Below are 16,281 nucleotides of genomic sequence, written 5' to 3'. Positions count from 1 at the left end.
ACGATATCTGCGCTTGTGTTCTATGGAGGGCTCAGCCTTGGGCGTCGTTGCGCACCGGCACGTCGTCTTCCTCGCCGGCGCACCAGCGGGCGAGCACGGCGATGGCGGCGAGCGTCGCGCCCACCGGAATGGCCAGGTAGATCCAGGAGATCGAAATGTCCAGGCTGGGTACGGTCTGGAAGCGCACGCGGTAGGTCATGTTGCCGCCGATCCAGGCCAGAAAGCCCAGGAAGCCGGCGCAGATCAGGCCGATGACCGCTTCGAGCGCGCGGCGGCGGGCGCCGCCCAGCATGTTGCGCAGCAGTTCCACGCTGATCATGGCGCCGTGGCGGAAGGCCAGCGCCACGCCCAGCAGCACGGTCCAGATCAGGAGGGCGCGGGTCAGCACCTCGCTCCAGTCGGCGGGCGATTGCAGCACGAAGCGGGCGATCACTTGATAGAAGGCGGCGGCCGCGGCGGCCACCAGCAGAAGTTGGGCGAAGACCGAGACCAGCTTGAACAGGCCGCGGTCGAGAGCGCGAAGCAAACGCATGATGTATCCCGTTGGCGAGGTACGCGAAGGGTGGGGGACGAAAAACGGCGGGACCGCGATCCCGCCGCCTGGGACGAAACGCCCCGGGTAGGGGCGGGTCCCGATCTTCCTACTGATTACTTGGTGTCGCGGATCGCTTCGATCAGCTTCTTGTCGAACTTCTTGTAGTACTCGGGGTAGGCCGGCTCGACGGCGGCGGCGAAGGCGGCGCGGTCGACCTCGCTGACCTGCATGCCTTCCTTCTTCAGCTGCTCCACGCCGGTCTTCTCGATGTTGTCGACGTAGGCGCGCATGGCCTGGGCCGATTCCTTGCCCGCCTTGTCGAAATTGGCCTTGTCGGCGGCCGACAGGCCTTCATAGACGTTGGCCGACATCAGCACCAGGGCCGGGCCGTACACGTGGCCGGTCAGCGACAGGTACTTCTGCATCTGCGACAGCTTGGCCGAGGTGATCACCGACAGCGGGTTCTCCTGGCCGTCGATGGTGCCCTGCTGCAGGGCGGTGGCCACTTCGGGCCAGGCCATGGGCGTGGGCAGGATGCCGATCTGGCGGAAGGCCGTGATGTGGATCGGGTTCTCGGTGGTGCGGATCTTCAGACCCTTGGCGTCGGCCGGGGTCTTGACCGGGCGCACGTTGTTGGTCAGGTGGCGAAAGCCCTGCTCGCCCCAGGCCAGGGCGATGATGCCGCGGCCGGGGAACTTTGCCAGCATGTCCTGGCCTATCTTGCTGTCGAGCACTTTACGGGCGTGGTCCAGGTCGCGCAGCAGGAAGGGAATGTCGAAGACCCCGGTTTCGGGCACGAAATTCAGGGTGGCCCCCGTCGAAACGATGGCCAGGTCGATCGTGCCGATCTGCAGGCCTTCGATGACTTCGCGTTCGCCGCCCAGCGCGCTGTTGGCGAACTGCTGCACCTTGAACTTGCCGTTGGTGGACGCCTCGATGGACTTGGCCATGGCGTCGGCGCCGGCGCCGTAGTGCGACGACGTGGACAGCGCATAGGCCATCTTCAGGGTGGTCTGGGCCACGGAGGGCAGGGAGGTGGCGGCCGCGCAGGCGGCCAGAATCGTGGCGGCAAGCCAGGATTTACGCATAATCTTCTCCAGGGGTGAGACTTTGATCTTTGTATTTTGGGGGCGGCACAGCCTCCCGCCCCGGGATGATATCGGGATTCGGCCCCGATCTTGGCCGTTGGTTAACATTGCGGAATGATGGATTTCCCTGATATGTCGCGGGCCGGGCGCCCGGGTTTCTGGTCCACCCTGCGCCTGGGCGCCCGCATGATGATGCGCGACGCCCGGGCCGGCGAGCTGCGCCTGCTGGTGCTGGCGCTGGTCGTGGCGGTGGCCGCGGTGACCAGCGTGGGCTTCCTGGCAGACCGGGTCGGCCGCGCGCTGGAGCGCGACGCGGGACAGATGCTGGGCGCCGACCTGGTGCTGGACGCCGACGAGCCGGTGCCGCCCGCCTTCCTGGAGGAGGCCCGCGGGCGCGGCCTGGCGGTCTCCAGCACCTGGCAGTTCCCGTCCATGGTGGGCGCCGGCGACGGCGCGCAGCTGGCCGCGCTCAAGGCGGTCGAGCCGGGCTATCCGCTGCGCGGGGCGCTGCGGGTGGCCGATGCGCCGTTCGCGCCCGACGCGACCACGCGCGAGATCCCGCCCGAAGGCTCGGTGTGGGTCGACGCGCAGCTGCTGGCCCTGCTGGACCTGAAAGTGGGCGACAGCCTGAACGTGGGCGACGCCCGGCTGCGCGTGGACCGCGTGATCACCTATGAACCCGACCGCGGCATGCAGTTCGTGAACGTGGCGCCGCGGGTGCTGCTGCGGGCCAGCGACCTGCCGGCCACCGGCCTGATCGCGCCGGGCAGCCGCATCGGCTATGCCTTGCTGGTCGCCGGCCAGCCCGACGCCGTGGCCGGCTATTCGGCCTGGCTCAAGCAGAACCTCAAGCGCGGCCAGAAGCTGGCCACGCTGGAATCCGGCCGTCCGGAAGTGCGCCGCACGCTGGACCGGGCGCAGCGCTTCCTGTCGCTGGTGGCGCTCCTGGCGGTGCTGATCTCGGCGGTGGCCGTGGCGCTGGCGGCCGGGCGCTACATGGCGCGCCATCGCGACGGCGTGGCGGTGATGCGCTGCCTGGGCGCGCAGCAGTCGCAGGTCGCGCGCATGCTGACGCTGGAGTTCACCCTGGTGGGCCTGTTCTCGTCGGCGGCGGGCTGTCTGCTGGGCTTCGCGGTGCACCAGGTGCTGGTCGTGCTGCTGGGATCGCTGATCGACACGGCCTTGCCGGCGCCCTCGGCGATTCCGGCGCTGCAGGGGCTGTTGACCGGCCTGCTGCTGTTGCTGGGCTTCGCCTTGCCCGCGCTGGCCCAGTTGCGCCACGTGCCGCCGGCCCGCGTGCTGCGGCGCGACGCCGACGCGCTCAGCGCGCGCAGCGCCCTGGGCTACGTGCTCGGCGCCGCCGGCTTCGCGCTGCTGATCTGGTGGTTCGCCGGCGACGCCAAGCTGGGCGCGGTGGTGGCCGGAGGCTTTCTGGGCGCGTTCGCGGTGTTCGCGCTGGTGGCCTGGCTCTGCATCCTGGGCCTGGCGCGGGTGCGCCGGCTGGCCGCCGGCCTGCCGGCGCTGCGTTTCGCGCTGGCCGGGGTGGTGCGGCGGCGCGCCGCCACCATCACCCAGGTGTGCGCGCTGGCGGTGGGCCTGATGGCGCTCCTGCTCCTGACCATGACGCGCACCGACCTGATCCAGGGCTGGCAGCGGACCCTGCCGCCCGACGCGCCCAACCGCTTCCTGATCAACGTGCAACCCGACCAGCGCCAGGCCGTGACGGACGCGCTCACGCGCGCGGGGCTGGGCCGCATCGCGCTGGCGCCCATGGTGCGCGGCCGGCTCATCGCCATCAACGGCAAGCCGGTCGGTCCGGACGACTACGAGGAACCGCGCGCCAAGCGGCTGGTGGACCGCGAGTTCAATCTTTCCTATGGCGAGACGCTGCCCGCGTCCAACCGGATCGAGGCCGGCCGCTGGCTGGCGCCCGGCTCGGCCGAGGTCTCGCTCGAATCCGGGCTGGCCAGGACGCTGGGCATCGCGCTGGGCGACAAGATGACCTTCGACGTGGCCGGCCAGCAGGTCGAAGTGGACGTCTCCAGCATCCGCCGGGTGGACTGGGATACGATGCGGGTGAATTTCTTCGCCATCCTGACCCCCGCCGCGCTGGCCGACATGCCCCAAAGCTGGATCACTTCTTTCTACCTGCCGCCCGAAAAGGCCTCGGTGCTGCCCGAGCTGGTGAAGGAATTCCCCAACCTGACGGTGTTCGACGTGGGCGCCATCCTGCAGCAATTGCAGTCCGTGCTGAACGAAGTGGGCCGCGCGGTGCAGCTGCTGTTCCTGTTCACGCTGGCCGCGGGCGTGCTGGTGCTGTCGGCGGCGCTGACCGCCACGCGCGACGAGCGCATGCGCGAGGCCGCGGTGCTGCGCGCGCTGGGCGCCACCCGCAGCCAGCTGGCGCGCTCGCAGCGCATCGAATTGTGGGCCGTGGGCGGCCTGGCCGGCCTGCTGGCGGCCGCCGGCGCCACGGCCATCGCTTGGGCTTTGTCAACCCAGGTATTCGATTTCACGATTACGCTTAGCCTCTGGCCGTGGCTGGCGGGCATCGTCGCGGGCATGCTCGGCGCCTGGGCGGGCGGCGCGCTTGCCCTGCGCGGCGTCCTGCGCACGCCGCCCCTGGTCACCCTCCGAGAAACCTGATGACGTCTTCCGTCCAATCCATTACCGAACCCGTGGAAAACTCTTCCCACAGCATTTTCGACCTGCTAGGCGGCGAGGCCGGCGTGCGCGCCCTCGTCGATCGTTTCTATGACCTGATGGACATGGAACCCGACCTGAAGGAACTGCGCGCCGCTCACGGCCCCAGCCTGGACAGCGCGCGCGACAAACTGTTCTGGTTTCTTTGCGGCTACTTCGGCGGCCCGGACCACTACATCGAGCGCTTCGGCCATCCGCGGCTGCGCGCCCGCCACCTGCCGTTCTCGATCGGCGAGGCCGAGCGCGATCAGTGGGTGACCTGCATCGGCCGCGCCATGCAGGACCGCGACATCGAGCCCGCCCTGGTGGACCGGCTGCTGCAGTCGTTCTACGGCGTGGCCGACTGGATGCGCAACCGTGAAGGCTGAGGCCGCCGCCCGCCGCCAGTCCTGGCCCGGCCCGCTGGCCGGCGCCATGCTGTCCGACGCCGCGCGCCTGCCGGACGCCGGTCCGGAGCTGTTCAACCCCGGCCATTACGGCGAACAGGCCCGCCCGGTCGACGCCGGCGGACGCCAGGCGGCTTGGTTCGTCCAGGGCCAGGGCTGGCAGGGCGTGCTGCGGCGCTACCGCCGCGGCGGCATGATCGCCCGCATCAGCCGCGACGCCTATCTGTGGAACGGCGAGGACCGCACCCGCAGTTTCCGCGAATTCCGCCTGCTGGCCGCCATGCGCGCCCAGGGCCTGGCGGTGCCGGCGCCGCTGGCCGCCGCGTATTGGCGGCAGGGCCCGGTCTACCGCGCCGCCATCGTGGTCGAGCGCATACCCGGCGTGCGGCCGCTGGCCCAGGCGCTGGCCGAACCCCTGTGGCAGCCGGCGGCCGAGGCCATCGTGCGCATGCACCGGGCCGGCGTCTGGCACGCCGATCTCAACGCCTTCAACATCCTGGTGGGCAGTGACGGCCAGGTCTGGCTGATCGATTTCGATCGCGGCACGCAGGGCACGCTGTCGGAGCGGCAGCGCCAGGGCAACCTGGAGCGCCTGCGCCGCTCGCTGCGCAAAGTCGCGGGCGAGGACGGCGAACGCTTCTGGCTGCGCCTGCGCGACAGCTACTGGACCGCTTGGGGCGTGGGCATCCAGCCCTGAGGCCGCCGGGCCGATCCCCCGGCAAAGTTGGGCAGGCGATCGCTAAAAAGCTTTATCATTTCGCCTTTTAGGACTCCTGTCACATACACGGCATAACGCAAGGGGCTGGTAATGAAACTACGGGCGGGCATGCGCTGGGCGCTGGGAACGATGTTGGCTGCCGCGGCGACATCGGCGGCGGTCGCGCAGAACAAGGTCGTCAACGTCTACAACTGGGCCGAATACACGGCGCCGGACACGATTCCGGGTTTCGAGAAGGAAACCGGCATCAAGGTCCGCTATGACGTCTACGACAGCAACGACACCCTGCAGGCCAAGCTGCTGGCCGGCAAATCGGGCTATGACGTCGTTGTCCCGTCCACGCACTACGCCTCGCGCCAGATCGAGGCCGGCCTGTTCCAGAAGCTGGACAAGTCCAAGATCCCCAACTGGAAGAACCTCGACCCCGAGGTCATGGCGCTGGTCGCCTCGGTCGATCCGGGCAACGAGTACGCCATTCCGTGGGGCTACGGCACCAACGGCCTGGGCTACAACGTCACCAAGGTCAAGCAGATCATGGGCGACGGCGTCGACCTGGCCAGCTGGGACATGATCTTCAAGCCCGAGAACGCCGCCAAGCTGAAGGAATGCGGCATCTCCATGCTGGACGAGGCCGCCCAGGTGTTCCCCGCCGTGCTCAAGTACCTGGGCAAGGACCCCAACAGCACCAGCGCCGACGACTACAAGGCCGCGCTGGACGTGCTGATGAAGATCCGCCCGTACATCCGCCAGTTCAGCTCCTCGGGCTACATCGACGAGCTCGCCGTGGGCGACCTGTGCATGGTCTACGGCTTTTCCGGCGACGTGATGATCGCCCGCAAGCGCGCCCAGGAGGCCAAGAAGCCCTACGAAGTGAACTACTTCATTCCCAAGGGCGGCGCGCCGGCGTGGTTCGACCTGATGGTCATCCCCAAGGACGCCCCGCATCCCGAGGAAGCCCACGCGTTCATCAACTACATCGAAACGCCCAAGGTCCACGCCGCCATCACCAACACCATGTTCTACCCGAACGCCAACAAAGAGGCGCGGCAGTACGTGGTCAAGGACGTGGCCGAGAACCCCATGATCTACCCGCCGGCCGAGGTCTCCAAGACCCTCTACGTGATCAAGGCGCTGCCCTTGAACATCCAGCGCCTGCAAAACCGGATGTGGTCCGAGCTGAAGTCGGGAAGATAAGTCATCATGAGCGAAAGCCGTTACTCGGCGCAGCACTCGACCGATCCGGACGAGTTCGTCCGGATCTCCGATGTCGTAAAGATTTTCGGCGACGTGGTCGCCGTCCGTTCCGTCAACCTGTCGGTCAAGCGCAACGAGATCTTCGCCCTGCTGGGCAGCTCGGGCAGCGGCAAGTCCACGCTGCTGCGCATGCTGGCGGGCTTCGAGGAAGCCACCTCGGGCCAGATCCTGCTCGACGGCGAGGACATCACCCACGTGCCGCCGTACCGACGGCCCGTGAACATGATGTTCCAGTCCTACGCGCTGTTCCCGCACATGACGGTCGAGGCCAACGTGGCCTTCGGCCTGAAGCAGGAAGGCGTGGACCGCGCCGAGATCCATGACCGCGTGTTCGAGGCCCTGGACCTGGTGCAGATGGCCGGCTATTCGCGCCGCAAGCCCAGCCAGCTTTCGGGCGGCCAGCAGCAGCGCGTGGCCTTGGCGCGCAGCCTGGTCAAGCGTCCCAAGCTGCTGCTGCTCGACGAGCCCATGTCGGCGCTGGACAAGCAGATCCGCCAGAAGACCCAGATCGAGCTGGTCAAGATCCTGGAGCAGGTCGGCGTGACCTGCATCATGGTCACCCACGACCAGGAAGAGGCCATGACCATGGCCCACCGCCTGGCCGTCATGACCGAAGGCCAGATCGTCCAGTGCGGCTCGCCCCAGGACGTCTACGCGTTTCCGAACTCGCGCTTCGTGGCCAGCTTCATCGGCTCGACCAATATGTTCACCGGCACCATCGTGGTCGACGAACCCGACCACGTCGCCATCGAGTGCGGCGAGCTGACCCGTCCGCTCTTCGTCAACCACGGCGTGAGCGAACCGCTGGGCATGGAGGTCCACGTCTCCATCCGCCCCGAGCGCCTGGTGGTCTCGCGCGAGCAGCCCGAAGGCGAATACAACTGGGCCCACGGCATGGTCAGCCACATGGCCTGGATGGGCAGCTACGCGCTCTATCAAATCCGCCTCGATTCGGGCAAGACGGTCGAGGCCAGCGTGCCCAGCCAGCTGCTCGCCCAGATGGACGCGCCCGGCATCGACGAAGAAATCTTCGTCAGCTGGGACGCCGACAGCGCGACGGTGCTGGCGTCATGATGCGCTTCTCGCCCCGCGACTGGCTGCCCTCGGGCCGCGCGCTGGCGGTGGTGCCGCCGTACGCCTGGCTGGTGCTGTTCCTGCTGGTGCCGTTCCTGCTGGTCTTCAAGATCAGCTTCGCCGAGCTGAAGTTCGGCATTCCGCCCTATACCTCGCTGGCGGAATTCAAGGACGAGGCGGTGCAGTTCAGCCTGCACCTGCGCGGCTACATCCTGCTGTTCACCGACAGCCTGTACTTCGCCACCTACCTGAACTCGGTCAAGATCGCCGCCGTCACCACGCTCATCTGCGTGCTGATCGGCTATCCCATCGCGTACTACATCGCGCGCTCCTCGCCGTCGGTGCGCAACCTGCTGCTGCTGGGCGTGATCCTGCCGTTCTGGACCTCGCTGCTGCTGCGCGTCTACGCCTGGGTGGGCATCCTGCGCAACGACGGCCTGCTCAACAACCTGCTGCAGGGCCTGGGCATCATCTCCAGCCCGCTCGAAATCTACCGCACCGACGTCGCGGTCTATATCGGCATGGTCTACGCCTATCTGCCGTTCTTCATCCTGCCGCTGTACGCCACGCTGGTGAAGATGGACCTGCGCCTGCTGGAAGCGGCCTACGACCTGGGCGCCAGGCCCTGGCAGGCGTTCTGGCAGATCACCGTGCCGCTGTCGCGCCAGGGCGTGATCGCCGGCGCCATGCTGGTGTTCATCCCGTCCGTCGGCGAATACGTGATCCCGGAAATGCTGGGCGGGGCCAACACGCTGATGATGGGCCGGGTCATGTGGAACGAGTTCTTCAACAACGCCGACTGGCCCATGGCCTCGGCCGTGACCTGCGTGATGGTGCTGCTGCTGCTCGTGCCGCTGGTGGTCTTCCAGTACAACCAGGTCAGGCAGCAGGAGCAGGCCGCCGGAGGCCGCAAATGAACGGACCCAACAAGACTTTGCGCGGCGTCGTGCTGGGGCTGGGGTACTTCTTCCTGTACGTGCCCATCATCAGCCTGATGGTGTTCTCGTTCAACGAGTCGCCCACCGTCACGTCCTGGACCGGGCTGTCGTTCCGCTGGTATGAGTCGCTCTTTAACGACGACGCGCTCTTGCGCGCGGCCTGGCTGTCGTTTCGCATCGCCGCCCTGACCGCCACCGCCGCCGTCATCATCGGCACCTGGGCCGGCTACGTGCTCGGGCGCATGGGGCGTTTCCGCGGTTTCGCGCTGTACGTGGGCATGCTGAGCGCGCCGCTCGTCATCCCCGAAGTGGTGCTGGGCATTTCGCTCTTGCTGATGTTCGTGGAGCTGCGCGGCACGCTGGGCTGGCCGGCCGAGAACGGCATGTTCACGATCTGGGTGGGCCACGTGACCCTGTGCATGGCCTTCGTGGCGGTCATCATCCAGACCCGCATCCGCGACCTGGACCGTTCGCTCGAAGAAGCCGCGCTGGACCTGGGCGCCACGCCCATCACCGTGTTCTTCCGGATCACGCTGCCGCTGATCGCGCCGGCGCTGGCCTCGGCCTGGCTGCTGTCCTTCACCTTGTCGCTGGACGACGTGGTGCTGGCTTCGTTCCTGTCCGGCCCCAGCTCCAGCACGCTGCCCATGGAAGTCTTTTCGCGGGTGCGCCTGGGCCTCAAGCCCGAGATCAACGCGCTGGCCACCCTGTTCATCCTGGCGGTGGGCACCTGCGTGATCCTGGCCAACCGCATGCAATGGCGCAAGGAGTCCGAACCCAAATGAAGCAAACCACCCTGTATGGCCTGACCAAGTGCAGCACCTGCGTCAAGGCGCGCGACTGGCTGACCGAACATGGCGTAGAACACGAATTCGTGGACTACCGCGACCATCCCGTGCCCGCCGCCACCCTCAAGGCCTGGGCCGGCAAGGTCGGCGGATGGGAAAAGCTGGTCAACCGCGCTTCCATGACCTGGCGCAACCTGCCCGAAGCGCGCAAGACGGCGCACACCGACGCGCAATGGAGCGAACTGATCGCGGACTTCCCGGCGCTGGTGCGCCGGCCGGTCACGGTCACGCCGGACGGCGAGGTCAGCGTTGGCTTCAGCGAAAAGCGCTACGGCGAACGCTTCGCCTGAGGCGGCCGGCTCAGGCGTGGGCGCGCGCAAGCTGCCCGACGCGTTCTTCGACCGCGACGCGGCGCAGCTGGCGCGCGAGCTGCTGGGCAAGGTGATCCGGCATCGCGTCGGCGACCTGTGGCTGGCGGCGCGCATCATCGAGACCGAGGCCTACTACCTGGAAGAGAAGGGCAGCCACGCCTCGCTCGGCTACACCCACAAGCGCCGCGCGCTCTTCATGGACGGCGGCACGGTCTACATGTATTACGCCCGCGGCGGGGATTCGCTGAACTTCAGCGCGGGCGGTCCCGGCAACGCCGTGCTGATCAAGTCCGGCTATCCCTATACCGACGCGCTGTCCGGTCCGCGTTCGCTGGCCCGCATGCAGGAACTGAACCCGGACGCGCAGGGCCGGCCGCGGCCGCCGGGACGCCTGTGCGCCGGCCAGACGCTGCTGTGCCGGGCGCTGGGGCTGAAGGTGCCGGACTGGGACGCGCGCCGCTTCGACGCTCGCGGCCTTTACGTGGAAGACGTCGGCGAGGCGCCGGCGGCGCTGATCTGCACCACGCGGCTGGGCATACCGCAAGGCCGCGACGAACACCTGAGCTACCGTTTCGTGGACCCGGCTTATGCCGCCTTCTGCACCCGCAATCCGCTGCGGCGCGGCCAGCGCGCCGGCCACGACTATGTGTGGGTGGACCGCCAGGGCGTCGTGCTGGAGCGGGCGCCTGACGCGGTTTGATGGGGGAATGCCGGCTTTCGCCGGCCGATGGGTTCCGCGCGTTTGACGGTTTCGTTCTTGCGGATGGCATCTCGCGCTGCACCCATCCTACGGCATGTCGCGGGTGGTCGTAGGATGGGTGCAGCGCGGCAAGCCCCGCCAAAAAAATCGGATGCCCAACGCGCGGAACCCATCGGGCGTCCCAATCCGCCCCTAACCCAGGCGCGCCTGCAGGCGCGCGCGCATGGACGTGGACTTGCGCTCGATGCGGCGGCGGTTCAGGCGCTTGCTCCAGGCGTATACCGGGATCAGCGGCAGCCCGCCGAAGCCGTCGATCAGGTACAGGCCGGGCTTGCCGTCGGCGTTCAGGCCGCAGGCGATGTTGCTGGCGGAAATGTCGTGCAGCACCACGTGGGCGTCGGCCAGGTCTTCGAAGAACTCGTCGAGCTGCGCGTTCAGCGCCGCGTCCAGCTTGCCCTGGTAGGCCAGGTCGGCGACGGTGGGGGCGATGTTGCCCTCGGCGTCGCAGATCTTCTCGACGAGCAGGCCCAGGCCGAGCGTGGTCTGGGCCACGCCCAGGATGCGGGCCATGGGCACCTGCCACACGCCCGAAGGCCGGGTGGTGGTGGTGACGTATTCGGAGATCTCGTTCAGGTAGACGCGGTAGGCGCTTTCGCGCTGGTACTGCTTGTACCAGCGCTTGAACGGGCGCGTCTCCAGGTACACGGCGCGGGCGCGCATGTCCATGACCTTGACGAGCAGGGACGGCATGTGCGGATGCTGGAAGATATGCCGGTCGTGACCGGTGGCGAGCGGCGTTGCGGCGTCCAGATCCAGCGGGCCGAAAACCGACTGGAACGAAGCCGCGGACATACAGGAGAAAGGATCGGCGGGATTCAAGGCTGAGACCTGTTTGGTTGGTCCTGAGTGTAATCCCGTTGGCGGCCAAAAGCAGTCGGGCAACTCCGGATCGGGCGGCGACGGCCCTACAATCCTGGCTTTGGAGACGCATGCTTTGAACGATATTCTGCTTTGGGTCGCCGCCGGCGGCGCGGTGCTGGCTTTTCTGGCGGCCTTGCTGGCCTGGCTGCGGCCGCCCGCCCGGGACGCGCGCCTGGACGCGCTGCTCGACGGGCTGGAACGGACCGAGCGCGCGCTGCGCGCCGAGATCGCGGAAGGCCAGCGCGGGCTGCGCAGCGAATTCGCCGAAGGCCAGCGCGCGCTGCGCGCCGAAGCCGCCCAGTCTCAGGACGAACTGCGCGCGGGCCTGGCGCGCGACGCCCAGGCCGCCCGCGCCGAGTCGGCGCAATCGCTGGCGCGCTTCGCCACGGGCTTCTCGGAACAGCTGCAAGGCCTCATCCAGATCAACGAGCGCCGCCTGATGGAAGTGCGCGCCACCGTCGACCAGCGCCTGCAGGCGTTGCAAACCGACAACAGCGCCAAGCTCGAGGAAATGCGCCGCACCGTGGACGAGAAGCTGCACGCCACGCTGGAGCAGCGCCTGGGCGAATCCTTCAAGCTGGTGTCGGACCGGCTTGAAGCGGTCCACAAGGGATTGGGCGAAATGCAGGCCCTGGCCGCCGGCGTGGGCGACCTCAAGCGCGTGCTGACCAACGTCAAGTCGCGCGGCACCTGGGGCGAAGTGCAGCTCGCCCGGCTGATCGAAGACAACATGACGCCGGACCAGTACGCCAGCAACATCAAGCCCGTGCCGGGCAGCGACGCGGTGGTGGAATTCGCCATCCGCCTGCCGGGCCGGGGCGAGGGCGCGGGTCCGGTCTGGCTGCCCATCGACGCCAAATTCCCCAAGGAAGAATACGAGCGCCTCATGGACGCGCAGGACGCCGCCGACGCCGAAGGCGTGAAGACCGCCGGCGCCGCGCTGGGCCGCGCGGTCGAGCTGCAGGCGCGCGCCATCGCCGCCAAATACGTGGCGCCGCCGCACACCACCGACTTCGCCATCATGTTCCTGCCCACGGAAAGCCTGTATGCCGAAGTGCTGCGCCGTCCGGGCCTGCTCGACCGGCTGCACGACCTGCGGGTCAACGTGGCCGGCCCCAGCAATCTGGCGGCGCTGCTCAACAGCCTGCAAATGGGGTTCCGCACGCTGGCGATCGAACAGCGTTCGTCCGAAGTCTGGCAGGTGCTGCGCGCGGTCAAGACCGAATTCGGCAAGTTCGGCGACGCGCTGGCCAGCGTGAAGAAAACGCTGGACACCGCCAGCAACAAGATCGGCCAGACCGAGGTGCGCACGCGCGCCATGCTGCGCAACCTGAAAGACGTGGAGGCGCTGCCCGAGGCCGACGCGCGGCTGCTGCTGGGCGAAGCCGGCGACGAGCCGGAGCCGGACGAACCCGGGCCGCGCTGAGCCCTCGGTCCGGGGCTGGCGGGCATGCCCTTGTTGCCCGCTGCTTGTGCCGATATCCTGGGGGCTACGGCAATTCGCCGTCGATACCAGGAGCATCGCAGCATGAGCACCGCCGAACGCCATGATTCCTCCCCCCTCGACGCGACGGCGCTGGGCGCCGACATCGCGCTGGGGGTCACGACCGCGCAAGCCGCCATGCAGCAGGCGCTGGACCGGGTGGCGGCCCGCAACCCCGCGATCAACGCGGCCTGCGGCGTGCAGGCCGAGACCGGCCTGCACCTGGCGAAACTGCTGGACGACGAACTGGCCGCGATGCCCGCCGGCCAGCGGCAGGCGCAATTGCAGCGGCGTCCGTTCCTGGGCGTGCCCACCTTGCTCAAGGATCTCGGCACCGCCGCGCTGGGCCTGCCCAGCGCCATGGGCTCGGTGCTGTACGGCCAGGTCGAATGGAACGTCGACGCCGAACTCGTCAAGCGCTACCGCCGCGCCGGCCTGATCCCCTTCGGCCGCAGCACCAGCGCGGAACTGGGCCTGAGCCCCACCACCGAATCGCCCGTCTACGGCCCGGCCACGCAGAATCCCTGGAAGGCCGGCCACAGCGCCGGCGGCTCCAGCGGCGGCGCGGGCGCGGCGCTGGCCAGCGGCATGGTGCGCATCGCGCACGGCAGCGACGGCGGCGGCTCGATCCGCATCCCGTCCTCGTGCTGCGGCGTACTGGGCCTGAAGCCCTCGCGCGGGCTGATGCCGCTGGGTCCGCTCAAGGGCGAGGGCTGGGGCGGCCTGGCCACCGAACACATGATGACGCTGTCGGTGCGCGACTGCGCCGCCGCGCTGGACATCAGCGCCGGCGCCGACGTGGGCGCGCCGTACGCCGCACCGGCCCAGCCGCCCGAGTCCTATCGCACGGTCGTGGCGCGGGTGGCGGCCGATCCGTACGCGGCCGCGCGCCGCCGCATCGCGTTCGTCACCACCACCTACGAAGGCGAGGCCATCCATCCCGAAGTCGCGGCCGTGGTGGACGAGGCCGCCCGTTTCTTCGCCGGGCTGGGCCATGAGCTGGCGCCGGCCGCGCCGCCGGTCGGCTCCGAAGAGGTGCTCTCGCCCATGCTGCCCCTGATCGCCAGCGCGGCGGCCAACGCCATCGACGCTTTCGTCGGCGCGCGCGGCAAGCGGCTGGCCGCCGACGAGCTGCAGCCCACCACGCTGGGCGCGCGCGAATACGCGCGCGCCATCTCCGGCGCGCAATACGTGGCCTGCGTGGACACCTGCCACGAGATCACCCGCCGGGTCGGGCGCTTCCTGGCGCGCGAAGGCGCGCAGGGCTACGACCTGTTCCTCAGCCCGGTGCTGGCGCAGCCGCCGGCGCCCATCGGCCGCTATGCCATGGACAACGCCGACTATCTGGCCTACCGTCTGGGCAAGAAGGGCGTGATCGGCTATTCGCCGTTTGCGCCGCTGGCCAACCTGACCGGCATGCCCGCCATCTCCATTCCCTACGGCATGTCGTCCGACGGCCTGCCCATCGGCATCCAGCTGATGGGGCCGCTGGGCAGCGAGGCCCTGCTGCTGGAGCTGGCCGCGCAGGTCGAGGCGCTGCGGCCCTGGGCCCTGGTGGCGCCCATGGCCCGCTGAGGCCGGCGCGCCGCGCGGACCCGCGGCAAGACACACGGAGGCTCGCCCATGCCATCGTTCGAGACGCACATCGTGTTCAACCAGGTCCCGCCCCTGGAGGACTATTCGCTGTACGAGACCGACCCGGCGCTGCGCGCAGCGGTAAGCCGCGAGGGCGCGCAGGCCTGGGCCGGCGAGCTGGCCGAGCACGGCGCCTGGCTGGGCCGCGCGCAGACGCTGGAAGCCGGCGCGCAGGCCAACCGCCATAAGCCGCAACTGCACAGCTACGACCGCAGCGGCCACCGCATCGACCACATCGAATTCCATCCGTCATGGAACCTGCTGATGAGCGGCATCATGGCGCGCGGCCTGCACAGCCGGGCCTGGCAGCATCCCGAGCCGGGCGCGCAGGTGGCGCGCGCGGCGGCCTACCTGATGCAGGGCCAGGTCGAGGCCGGCACGCTGTGCCCCACCACCATGACCTTCGCCGCGGTTCCGCTGCTGCAGCGCGAGCCGGCCGGCGCCGTGGACTTCGGCGGCCTGTGGCTCAACGCCCTGTACGCGCGCGAATTCGACGGCGCCGACGCGCCGCTGGCGGCCAAGCGCAGCGCCCTGATCGGCATGGGCCTGACCGAGAAGCAGGGCGGCTCCGACCTGCGCGCCGTGACCACGCGCGCCGCGCCGCTGGGCGCGCCGGGCCGCGGCAGCCCCTACCGGCTGGTGGGGCACAAATGGTTTTTCTCGGTGCCGCAGGCCGACGCGCATCTGGTGCTTGCGCAGACCGACGAAGGGCTGGGCTGCTTTTTCGTGCCGCGCTGGATACCCGACGGCCCGCGCAACGCCGTGCGCGTGCGGCGCCTGAAGGACAAGCTGGGCAATTGCAGCAGCGCCAGCGCCGAGGTCGAGTTCGAAGACGCCTGGGGCGTGCTGCTGGGCGAACCGGGCCGGGGCCTGGTCGCGCTGCTCGAAATGGCCGCCACCACGCGGCTGGACTGCGTGCTGGGCAGCAGCGCGCTGCTGCGGCAGGCGCTGGTGCAGGGCGTCCATCATGCGCGCCACCGCCACGCCTTCGGCAAGCCCCTGCTCGAACAGCCGCTGATGCGTAATGTGCTGGCCGACCTGGCGCTGGAAAGCGAGGCCGCCACGGCGCTGGCCTTGCGGCTGGCGCGCGCCGTGGATGAACGCGCCGACGCCGGGGCCCGCGCCCTGGTCCGCGTGGGCACGCCCGCCGCCAAGCTCTGGGTCTGCAAGCGCGCCGTCGCCGCGGTGGCCGAATGCATGGAAGTCTGGGGCGGCAACGGCTATGTCGAAGACGGCCCCATGCCCAGGCTTTACCGCGAAACGCCGGTCAATTCCATCTGGGAGGGCTCGGCCAACGTGATGGCGCTGGACGTGTTGCGCGCCCTGCAGCGCGAGGAAGAGGCGCTGCCGGCGCTGGAGCGCGAACTGGCCGCGGCGCGGGGGCAGAACCGGGACTTCGACGAAGCCCTGGCGCGCTGGCGCGCGCTCTTGGCCGATCCGGCTCAGGCGCCGTTCCAGGCGCGGCGCATCGCCGCCGGCCTGGCGCGCCTGTGGCAGGCCGCCTTGCTGATCCAGCACGCCCCGGACGCCGTCGCCCAGGCCTTCGCCGCCAGCCGCTTGCGTCCCGATGGCGGCATCTTCGGCGAACTCGACGCGGGGACGGATACCCGGGCGATCCTGGCGCGCGCCTGGCCCGCCGCCGCGTGCTAAATTTCCCGGCTCGACAACCCTTTGCGCATTTTTTCGC

General features: G+C 69.1%; 15 protein-coding genes. 12 read left to right on the top strand and 3 right to left on the bottom strand.

Annotated elements, in window-relative coordinates:
- Window positions 1-31 precede the first annotated feature (31 nt).
- Both C1I89_RS21715 and C1I89_RS21710 read right to left on the bottom strand, forming a co-directional pair.
- A complete protein-coding gene (locus tag C1I89_RS21715) occupies window positions 32-532 on the bottom strand; it encodes a TRAP transporter small permease (protein WP_102774609.1) in 501 nt (166 codons plus the stop codon).
- A gap of 116 nt (window positions 533-648) precedes the next feature.
- A complete protein-coding gene (locus C1I89_RS21710; RefSeq protein WP_102774608.1) occupies window positions 649-1,623 on the bottom strand; it encodes a TRAP transporter substrate-binding protein in 975 nt (324 codons plus the stop codon).
- 114 nt (window positions 1,624-1,737) lie between these two features.
- On the opposite strand from C1I89_RS21710, the gene C1I89_RS21705 reads away from it, so the two are divergent.
- From C1I89_RS21705 to C1I89_RS21665, 9 genes are all read left to right on the top strand, one after another.
- A complete protein-coding gene (locus C1I89_RS21705) occupies window positions 1,738-4,269 on the top strand; it encodes an ABC transporter permease (RefSeq protein WP_102774607.1) in 2,532 nt (843 codons plus the stop codon).
- Entirely contained in the window at window positions 4,269-4,694 is a 426-nt protein-coding gene (locus C1I89_RS21700) for a group II truncated hemoglobin (protein WP_168202307.1), read from the top strand. The genes C1I89_RS21705 and C1I89_RS21700 overlap by 1 nt, the downstream gene beginning before the upstream one ends.
- The gene (locus C1I89_RS21695; RefSeq protein ID WP_102774606.1) at window positions 4,684-5,409 is read left to right on the top strand and encodes a 3-deoxy-D-manno-octulosonic acid kinase; all 726 of its coding nucleotides are present in this window, start codon (window positions 4,684-4,686) and stop codon (window positions 5,407-5,409) included. The genes C1I89_RS21700 and C1I89_RS21695 overlap by 11 nt, the downstream gene beginning before the upstream one ends.
- Before the next feature lie 111 nt (window positions 5,410-5,520).
- The gene (locus C1I89_RS21690) at window positions 5,521-6,624 is read left to right on the top strand and encodes a polyamine ABC transporter substrate-binding protein (RefSeq protein ID WP_102774605.1); all 1,104 of its coding nucleotides are present in this window, start codon (window positions 5,521-5,523) and stop codon (window positions 6,622-6,624) included.
- A gap of 6 nt (window positions 6,625-6,630) precedes the next feature.
- A complete protein-coding gene (locus C1I89_RS21685) occupies window positions 6,631-7,758 on the top strand; it encodes an ABC transporter ATP-binding protein (protein ID WP_102774604.1) in 1,128 nt (375 codons plus the stop codon).
- Complete coding sequence (locus tag C1I89_RS21680; RefSeq protein WP_102774603.1) at window positions 7,755-8,675, top strand: ABC transporter permease subunit; 921 nt, start codon at window positions 7,755-7,757, stop codon at window positions 8,673-8,675. The genes C1I89_RS21685 and C1I89_RS21680 overlap by 4 nt, the downstream gene beginning before the upstream one ends.
- Window positions 8,672-9,481, top strand: coding sequence for an ABC transporter permease subunit (locus C1I89_RS21675; protein ID WP_102774602.1), 810 nt, complete (start codon window positions 8,672-8,674; stop codon window positions 9,479-9,481). Before C1I89_RS21680 ends, C1I89_RS21675 begins: the two co-directional genes overlap by 4 nt.
- Complete coding sequence (locus C1I89_RS21670) at window positions 9,478-9,834, top strand: arsenate reductase (protein WP_102774601.1); 357 nt, start codon at window positions 9,478-9,480, stop codon at window positions 9,832-9,834. Before C1I89_RS21675 ends, C1I89_RS21670 begins: the two co-directional genes overlap by 4 nt.
- 16 nt (window positions 9,835-9,850) lie before the next feature.
- Window positions 9,851-10,555, top strand: coding sequence for a DNA-3-methyladenine glycosylase (locus C1I89_RS21665; protein ID WP_102774600.1), 705 nt, complete (start codon window positions 9,851-9,853; stop codon window positions 10,553-10,555).
- Between the two features lie 192 nt (window positions 10,556-10,747).
- Here C1I89_RS21665 and C1I89_RS21660 read toward each other — a convergent pair whose 3' ends face one another.
- The gene (locus C1I89_RS21660; protein ID WP_102774599.1) at window positions 10,748-11,407 is read right to left on the bottom strand and encodes a PhoP regulatory network YrbL family protein; all 660 of its coding nucleotides are present in this window, start codon (window positions 11,405-11,407) and stop codon (window positions 10,748-10,750) included.
- A gap of 142 nt (window positions 11,408-11,549) precedes the next feature.
- Between C1I89_RS21660 and rmuC the strand changes: the two genes are divergently transcribed.
- From rmuC to C1I89_RS21645, 3 genes are all read left to right on the top strand, one after another.
- Window positions 11,550-12,902, top strand: coding sequence for a DNA recombination protein RmuC (gene rmuC, locus C1I89_RS21655; RefSeq protein WP_102774598.1), 1,353 nt, complete (start codon window positions 11,550-11,552; stop codon window positions 12,900-12,902).
- 102 nt (window positions 12,903-13,004) lie between these two features.
- Window positions 13,005-14,534, top strand: coding sequence for an amidase (locus C1I89_RS21650; protein ID WP_102774597.1), 1,530 nt, complete (start codon window positions 13,005-13,007; stop codon window positions 14,532-14,534).
- Window positions 14,535-14,582: 48 nt separating this feature from the next.
- Window positions 14,583-16,244 (top strand): isovaleryl-CoA dehydrogenase, encoded by a 1,662-nt coding sequence (locus tag C1I89_RS21645; protein ID WP_102774596.1) that lies wholly within the window; start codon window positions 14,583-14,585, stop codon window positions 16,242-16,244.
- The last annotated feature ends 37 nt before the right edge of the window (window positions 16,245-16,281 follow it).

Source organism: Achromobacter pulmonis, assembly GCF_002885955.2.
GTDB classification, from domain to species: domain Bacteria; phylum Pseudomonadota; class Gammaproteobacteria; order Burkholderiales; family Burkholderiaceae_B; genus Achromobacter; species Achromobacter pulmonis_A.
The sequence above is the reverse complement of the archived record's forward strand: the minus strand, read 5'-3'. Positions and strand labels throughout refer to the sequence as shown.

Excerpts from the sequence above, each read along its gene's own strand:
- C1I89_RS21690 (WP_102774605.1), top strand. The coding sequence starts at position 5,521 with ATGAAACTACGGGCGGGCATGCGCTGGGCGCTGGGAACGATGTTGGCT.
- C1I89_RS21650 (WP_102774597.1), top strand. The coding sequence starts at position 13,005 with ATGAGCACCGCCGAACGCCATGATTCCTCCCCCCTCGACGCGACGGCG.
- C1I89_RS21700 (WP_168202307.1), top strand. The coding sequence starts at position 4,269 with ATGACGTCTTCCGTCCAATCCATTACCGAACCCGTGGAAAACTCTTCC.
- C1I89_RS21645 (WP_102774596.1), top strand. The coding sequence starts at position 14,583 with ATGCCATCGTTCGAGACGCACATCGTGTTCAACCAGGTCCCGCCCCTG.
- C1I89_RS21715 (WP_102774609.1), bottom strand. The coding sequence starts at position 532 with ATGCGTTTGCTTCGCGCTCTCGACCGCGGCCTGTTCAAGCTGGTCTCG.
- C1I89_RS21710 (WP_102774608.1), bottom strand. The coding sequence starts at position 1,623 with ATGCGTAAATCCTGGCTTGCCGCCACGATTCTGGCCGCCTGCGCGGCC.
- C1I89_RS21670 (WP_102774601.1), top strand. The coding sequence starts at position 9,478 with ATGAAGCAAACCACCCTGTATGGCCTGACCAAGTGCAGCACCTGCGTC.
- C1I89_RS21705 (WP_102774607.1), top strand. The coding sequence starts at position 1,738 with ATGATGGATTTCCCTGATATGTCGCGGGCCGGGCGCCCGGGTTTCTGG.
- C1I89_RS21675 (WP_102774602.1), top strand. The coding sequence starts at position 8,672 with ATGAACGGACCCAACAAGACTTTGCGCGGCGTCGTGCTGGGGCTGGGG.
- C1I89_RS21660 (WP_102774599.1), bottom strand. The coding sequence starts at position 11,407 with ATGTCCGCGGCTTCGTTCCAGTCGGTTTTCGGCCCGCTGGATCTGGAC.
- C1I89_RS21680 (WP_102774603.1), top strand. The coding sequence starts at position 7,755 with ATGATGCGCTTCTCGCCCCGCGACTGGCTGCCCTCGGGCCGCGCGCTG.
- C1I89_RS21685 (WP_102774604.1), top strand. The coding sequence starts at position 6,631 with ATGAGCGAAAGCCGTTACTCGGCGCAGCACTCGACCGATCCGGACGAG.